General features: G+C 39.4%; 5 protein-coding genes. 2 read left to right on the top strand and 3 right to left on the bottom strand.

Annotated elements, in window-relative coordinates:
• Window positions 1-3,011 (bottom strand): SprB repeat-containing protein (locus GJU43_RS18485; protein ID WP_195760064.1); only part of this gene is annotated, 3,011 nt, incomplete at its 3' end.
• 97 nt (window positions 3,012-3,108) lie between these two features.
• On the opposite strand from GJU43_RS18485, the gene GJU43_RS18480 reads away from it, so the two are divergent.
• The gene (locus GJU43_RS18480; protein ID WP_154342750.1) at window positions 3,109-4,122 is read left to right on the top strand and encodes a hypothetical protein; all 1,014 of its coding nucleotides are present in this window, start codon (window positions 3,109-3,111) and stop codon (window positions 4,120-4,122) included.
• A gap of 3 nt (window positions 4,123-4,125) precedes the next feature.
• On the opposite strand, the gene GJU43_RS18475 is transcribed toward GJU43_RS18480, so the two are convergent.
• On the bottom strand, window positions 4,126-4,680 hold the full coding sequence (locus GJU43_RS18475) for a phage tail protein (RefSeq protein ID WP_154342748.1): 555 nt from the start codon (window positions 4,678-4,680) through the stop codon (window positions 4,126-4,128).
• A 517-nt stretch (window positions 4,681-5,197) separates the two neighbouring features.
• Between GJU43_RS18475 and GJU43_RS18470 the strand changes: the two genes are divergently transcribed.
• Window positions 5,198-5,632: an META domain-containing protein gene (locus GJU43_RS18470; RefSeq protein ID WP_154342746.1), complete on the top strand. Its 435-nt coding sequence runs from the start codon at window positions 5,198-5,200 to the stop codon at window positions 5,630-5,632.
• Window positions 5,633-5,720: 88 nt separating this feature from the next.
• Here GJU43_RS18470 and GJU43_RS18465 read toward each other — a convergent pair whose 3' ends face one another.
• A complete protein-coding gene (locus GJU43_RS18465) occupies window positions 5,721-6,317 on the bottom strand; it encodes a hypothetical protein (protein WP_154342743.1) in 597 nt (198 codons plus the stop codon).
• Between the last annotated feature and the right edge of the window lie 426 nt (window positions 6,318-6,743).

The following is a 6,743-nucleotide window of genomic DNA, read 5'->3' as shown; positions in this document are numbered from 1 at the left end:
ACATTGGTTTGGGCTGCGGCTGAAGCTATTAGGACAGTTGGTTCTGTAATGGTAAAAGTTTGTGTTGCAGTACATCCGTTAGCATCTGTTACCGTTGCGGTGTAGGTTCCTGCACCTAGTCCTGAAGCTGTAGCAGAAGTTCCGCCAGATGGCGACCAGGAATAAGTATATCCGGCAGTTCCGCCAGTTGCACTTACTGTGGCAGACCCGTTAGTGCCTCCATTGCATGATATATTGGTTTGAGCTGCTGGTGAAGCTATAAGGACACTTGGTTGTGTAATGGTAAAAGTTTGTGTTGCAGTACATCCGTTAGCATCTGTAACGGTAGCGGTATACGTTCCTGCACCTAGCCCTGAAGCTGTAGCAGCAGTTCCACCGGATGGCGACCATGAATAGGTATACGAAGGTGTTCCGCCTGTGGCACTTACTGTAGCTGAACCGTTAGTACCTCCATTACAGGATACATTGGTTTGTGCTGCCGGTGAAGCTGTAAGAGCAGTAGCAGGTTCTGTAATGGTAAAACTTTGTGTTGCAGTACACCCGTTAGCATCTGTAACGGTTGCTGTATAAGTACCAGCAGTTAATCCTGAAGCCGTAGCAGCAGTTCCACCTGCAGGTGACCATGAATAGGTATATCCGGCAGTTCCTCCGGTTGCACTTACGGTAGCAGATCCGTTAGAACCTGAATTACAAGATACATTGGTTTGGGCTGCGGCTGAAGCGATAAGAACACTTGGTTGTGTAATGGTAAAAGTTTGAGTTGCAGTACATCCGTTGGCATCTGTAACAGTTGCGGTGTATGTTCCTGCAGCTAGTCCTGAAGCCGTTGCAGCAGTTCCGCCAGATGGTGACCAGGAATAAGTATATCCGGCAGTTCCGCCTGTTGCACTTACTGTGGCCGATCCGTTAGTACCTCCATTGCAGGATACATTGGTTTTTGCTGCTGGTGAAGCTATAAGAACACTTGGTTGTGTAATGGTGAAAGTTTGTGTTGCAGTACATCCGTTGGCATCTGTAACGGTTGCGGTATACGTTCCTGCACCTAGTCCTGAAGCTGTAGCAGCAGTTCCGCCAGATGGCGACCAGGAATAAGTATATCCGGCAGTTCCGCCAGTTGCACTTACTGTGGCTGATCCGTTAGTACCTCCATTGCAGGATACATTGGTTTGTGCTGCTGGTGAAGCTATAAGAACACTTGATTGTGTAATGGTAAAAGTTTGTGTTGCAGTACATCCGTTAGCATCTGTAACGGTTGCGGTATACGTTCCTGCACCTAATCCCGAAGCTGTAGCAGCGGTTCCGCCAGATGGCGACCAGGAATAAGTATATCCGGCAGTTCCTCCGGTTGCACTTACTGTAGCTGAACCGTTAGTACCTCCATTGCAGGATACATTAGTTTGGGCTGAAGCCGAAGCTACAAGAGCTGATAAAGGCTGTGTAATGGTAAAAGTTTTGGTGGCCTGACAGCTATTCGCATCTGTAACAGTTACCGTATAGGTTCCTGCCGCTAATCCTGAAGCTGTAGCAGCAGTTCCGCCAGATGGTGACCAGGAATAGGTATAAGAAGGAGTTCCTCCTGTTGGACTTACTGTAGCTGTACCATTAGTACCATTAAAACAGGAAACATTAGTTTGACTCCCTGCAGTCGCATTAAGAGCTACAAGAGGCTGTGTAATTGTAAATGTTCTGGTTGCCTGACAGCTATTTGCATCTGTAACAGTTACGGTATAAGAACCCGCAGCCAATCCGGAAGCAGTTGCTCCTGTACCGCCAGATGGACTCCATGAGTACGTATACGTACCAGTACCTGTTCCTCCGGATGGTATAACCGTTGCCGTACCATTCGAGCCTCCGTTGCAGGATACATTTGTACTTGCCCCTGTGGCCAGACTAATAGCTGGTGGTTGTGTTATCGTAAAATTTCTTGTTATCTGAGTTGCTTCAGCATCCGTAATGGTTACTGTATAACTCCCTACGCTTAGCCCTGTTGCCGTGGCGCCCGTTCCTCCTGCAGGTGCCCAGGAATAGGAGTAAGAAGTTTTTCCGCCTGTTACATTTACTGTAGCTGTTCCATTAGATCCTCCATTACACGAAACGTTTGTTTGTGGTGTCGACGAAGTACTTAAAGCAGCTCCGGTTGTAAAGGTTTGTTCAGCGCCATAACCCGTTCCTCCTGAGTTTTTGGCATAAGCTTTATAATAAATAAGAGTAGATGCAGGAAATGTTCCAACTGTATTGGAAAAGATTCCGGTACCAGTACCAATTTGTATTTTATTACTTAATATCGTAGGATTTGTTGTGGTTGCCCAAACAATTCCTCTTTCTATAGTAGGATCACCGCCATCAGCAGTTACATTACCGCCAAGCGTTGCTTTTACTGCACCTACATTTGAGGCTGCAGCCGTTGTAACCGTTGGTGCTACTGCACCATTTGCAAATCTAAAGTCATCAATAGCAAAATAATCATAATTGTTGCTTAATTGAACTTCAAGCTGATCGATGATTACAGCTGTATTGTCTGATCCTCCTTCGGTAGCGAAATTGATTTGTATAAATCCATTACCCGGAAGAGCAGTACCTACAGAAGCGCCACTCGTACTTTTGACTACCGTAAACTGTGTAACTCCGCCAAGTTTACCTCTAAAAGTAATGGAACCGGCCAGACCGTTACTGGTGACACCCGGAGTAAAAGCGGCATTACCGGTTACATAAATCCATAAGCTACTAAGCTTAAAGCTTCCTGTAGCATCAGAAATAGTACCTGTCTGACCTAAACCTTCTGGTCCTGCTGAGTCTTCAACCTGAATAAATTTGCCTGAGCCATTGTACCCCCCATTTGCAAGAGGGAAGACTTTAAAGCTCAGATAACTACTGGTTAAGTTAAATGTTTTAGTACCATTTGTAAAACTACTTGCATTGTTGGTAGCAGTTTCAAATGTCTCGGTAGTTTGCGCCCCGATATGCGGGATTGCAAAAAACAGAAAAATTAATAATAAGTAAAGTTTTTTCATAATTCATTGAGATTAAATTGATCTGATAGTATTGTTGCATTATATTTTTAACTTATATTTCTAACTTTAAAAAAAAGGATTCTTAAAGTTGTAAAGTATGTATAAACAGGAACTTATATCTATTGTTAAATCTATCATCGCATCAGAGACTGTTCCTGAGCATGTAAAGTGGGCGGAACAGCTTTCTGATTTTTACAAAAAAACGGCGACACATAAGAATCCGGAAAGTAATGAAACCCTTATTAAAGGCGGTTTTGCATTATCCAGTTCAGGCGCTGCTGACTGTGTTGATGATTATTTGCGTACCGTTTTCTTTATTAAAGGTGTTTACAAAGCTTTAATGAAATTATGCCTGGATTTTCCGGAAAGGAGCATTAATATCCTTTATGCAGGATGTGGCCCCTACGCAACATTAATTCTGCCTTTACTTCCATTATTTGATAAAGAGAGAATTAAAGCTGTTTTAGTAGACATCAACGTCGAATCCATACAATCTGTACACAACTTCTTATCCGTTATTGGCCTTCTGGAATATGATTTGCAACTAATAGAAGCAAATGCCATTACGTATACCAAGCCAACAGATTTTGTTATCGATCTTGCCATTACCGAAACAATGCATTACGCACTTACCCGTGAGCCCCAGGTGGCCATTACAAAAAATATTGTGAGGCAATTGACTTCTGATGCCCTATTGATTCCCGAAGAAATAAGGATTGATCTTGCCTATACCTTTTTCGCTTATGAGCCATATCTCAAAAACACTAATGAAGTAAAGGGCCGCAACGAAATGCAGCCCTATACTGACAATGTATTTGTTGATAGATTATTTACAATAAACAAAGAACATTTTGGCAGCGAAAATAAAAGTTCAACATTTGAAAGCTTTTTTTATAAGCTGCCTGCCGATTTTAGCAAGCACCCGGATGTGTGCATTTTTACAGAACTTAAAATATTCGGGGATATTGAGTTAAAAACTGCTGAATCCTATATTACAAATCCTTTTTGTGTTGTATCCATGTATAATCTAAGTGCTTACTCTGAAATTCAATTAGTATATGATTTTAGTGAAATACCACAATGGTCATATAACCTAAAAGAAAGAGATTAAGGTTTAGTTTCTGGAAGGGAAAATACCTTCAAGACAAATGATGTAAGTTAAGGCCAAATAAGGCTGCATTATAGAGATCGGAATATTACTACCAGTTGCGCCAGTAACAATGCTGGTTGCCAGGTTGACATTCGGAGTTGCTGTAGCAAAACCTAATGTAGGGGCAAATGCTCTTGATACAATGGATCCCGGTATGGCTATAGAAGCTCCTGCTACGGGTGTTGAATCAGTTGAATTTGCACTGCTTACAGCTATAGTACCAGGACCTCCGTGAACGTGAGCCGGTAAGTTGCTTGTTAAAATACTCACATTTGGAGTACCTGCAACCTCACCCAAAACATAATTTGAACCACCACCGTTTCCAGCACCAATAGCTACTGATCCCTGTAAATTCGGTAATGCAAATGTAGTTTGCCCATTTCCTCCGTACGTTGTACCTAAAATTGAAAATAAAGCAGTATTCTGAGCGATAGACATTATTTGTCCGTTGCAAAGCGCCCATCCTCTTGGTGCGAAATTTCCTGCAAAAAGTTTTACAACTCCGATAAATTCTTCCATAATAAAAAGTGATTAAAGTGATTAATAATAGTTTTTGTTTAGTTTTTATTGTAACAAATCTACTTTATTGCCCCTTTGTAGAAGCACGTAGAAATACCTGTTTTTGTAGTCTAATTAATCTTTCAATTAATTTACCCTAAAGTTAATCCTTTATAAATGAGTTTTGTATATTTTTTTGGTTTTTTTTTATTAATTTTTTTCTTATATTTTTTCGCGACTCTTTTTGAGAAGCCCGGACTAGTTTTAAAAAAAGAAAAAAAAAGAAGGGATGGTTTAAAAATTGTTTTTAACAGGCGAAAACAAACGGATGAAGAAAATTCCTGAAATTGTAGGAGGGGAAAAAAAATGTTAGATCGCGTCTGTATTATATTTCGATATTAAATATCCAAAAAAGTAGTTAAGAGTACAATCGGGCACGAATATTGAGAAAGTAATTTTCAGAAAATGATTTTAGAGTTTTAGAACCTAATTTTAATCTTCAAAAAATAAATTTTATTAATTAAAAACACACACTTTTATGAGAAACTACATAATCGCAATCGTTTCAATTTCAGTTTTATTATTTAATTCCTGTATGGCATCTAAAGAAGTAAAAAGTACCGCCGGACTTTTTGATACAACCTGGGAACTGGAATACATTTCAGGACCAAGAATTGCCTTTGAAGGATTGTATCCGAATAAAAAACCACAAATTACTTTTGACCAGAAAGAGACAAAAGTCTTTGGAAATAACGGATGTAATGGTTACAGCGCACCTTATACCTTAAACGGAACAGCATTAACTTTCGGCGAACCGGGCCCGACAACAATGATGTTTTGTGATGGTGGAGGAGAGCAGCAATTTTTGCAGCAAATGAAAAAAATAACAAGCTACTCTATTGATAAAGACGGGAAACTAAATTTAATTGAAGGAGATGTTCCGATGATGAGATTTAAAAAAGTGGCCAAATAATTTTAATTTTAAAGATTAGTTTACATAGAAAGGGGAAGTGATTTATTTCACTTCCCCTTTTTCTATGTCTTAATTTGATTGGCAGACTTTATTCTTTAAGCAGTAAAATGGTAGCTTTATATCCGGTACCCACATTCCACTGGCTGGAATAAATAACAGCACCTTTATCATCATAGACTTCAAATTGGGCCGTGTTAGGAGCAGCAAATCCTTCGTTTAAGGCTTCAAAATCTATCTTATTCATTCCTTCTGCCAAAGTTATTTTGAATCCTTTAAATTCACCATCCAGACCAACTTCAGGTTCAATTACTTTATCATTCAGGTACACCTTAATTTTATCACCGTCTACAAAAGCAGCATCGCGATAACGAATCGCAGATGTAAATGATTTCGTCCTGAAACCTCCTAAGTATTGGTTTCGTCTGTAGGCCACTTCATTCGTATTGGAATCTGGTTTATAGAGATTGGTATCCTTAAAGAGTTCTTTCGGATCGATCTTCAGCGGATCCGGTTTTTCGACAACAGCGGGCGGATTTACTTTGGGAGAAATTTCTTTTGGAGGAATCACCTCTTTAACCTTCGATTCCTTAGCCGGGATCGACTTAAATTTAGTATTCAATTCATCCTGTGCCTGTACTTGCAGTGAAACGCCAATTACTATAATTAAAAACAATATCCTTTTCATAATTCTCTAAATAATTAATAAATAAAAACAATCAGGTAGTACATCGAAATGCTTTAATACCTAATTTATATAAACATTTTATTATAGTATTTATTGCATCAGCAGATTTGATTTTCAATCCATGAAGTGTTTAAAAGAAGTTGCATTTTGCATTTTTGGAGCTGCAGCAGAAGTGCTGTTTTTTGAATTTCAACAGCTCAAAACCGATAATTTGACTAAAAAATCTTCAGATATCAATTGAAACCCTACAGTTATCAATCGGTTTTGGAAATTACATTTATTGGATCGTATTTTCGCATTAGTATCTCAGAAGAAGTTGACTGACCGGCAGAAAATCGGATAGAAGATATGGCTAATATAAGTTTAAATTTCTGACAAGCAAACCGTTTTATTCAAATTGAAAAATGTTAGAATGAAAGGTTGAAA

Source organism: Flavobacterium sp. LC2016-23, assembly GCF_009674775.1.
Classification (GTDB): Bacteria; Bacteroidota; Bacteroidia; order Flavobacteriales; family Flavobacteriaceae; genus Flavobacterium.
The sequence above is the reverse complement of the archived record's forward strand: the minus strand, read 5'-3'. Positions and strand labels throughout refer to the sequence as shown.

Excerpts from the sequence above, each read along its gene's own strand:
- GJU43_RS18480 (WP_154342750.1), top strand. The coding sequence starts at position 3,109 with ATGTATAAACAGGAACTTATATCTATTGTTAAATCTATCATCGCATCA.
- GJU43_RS18465 (WP_154342743.1), bottom strand. The coding sequence starts at position 6,317 with ATGAAAAGGATATTGTTTTTAATTATAGTAATTGGCGTTTCACTGCAA.
- GJU43_RS18470 (WP_154342746.1), top strand. The coding sequence starts at position 5,198 with ATGAGAAACTACATAATCGCAATCGTTTCAATTTCAGTTTTATTATTT.
- GJU43_RS18475 (WP_154342748.1), bottom strand. The coding sequence starts at position 4,680 with ATGGAAGAATTTATCGGAGTTGTAAAACTTTTTGCAGGAAATTTCGCA.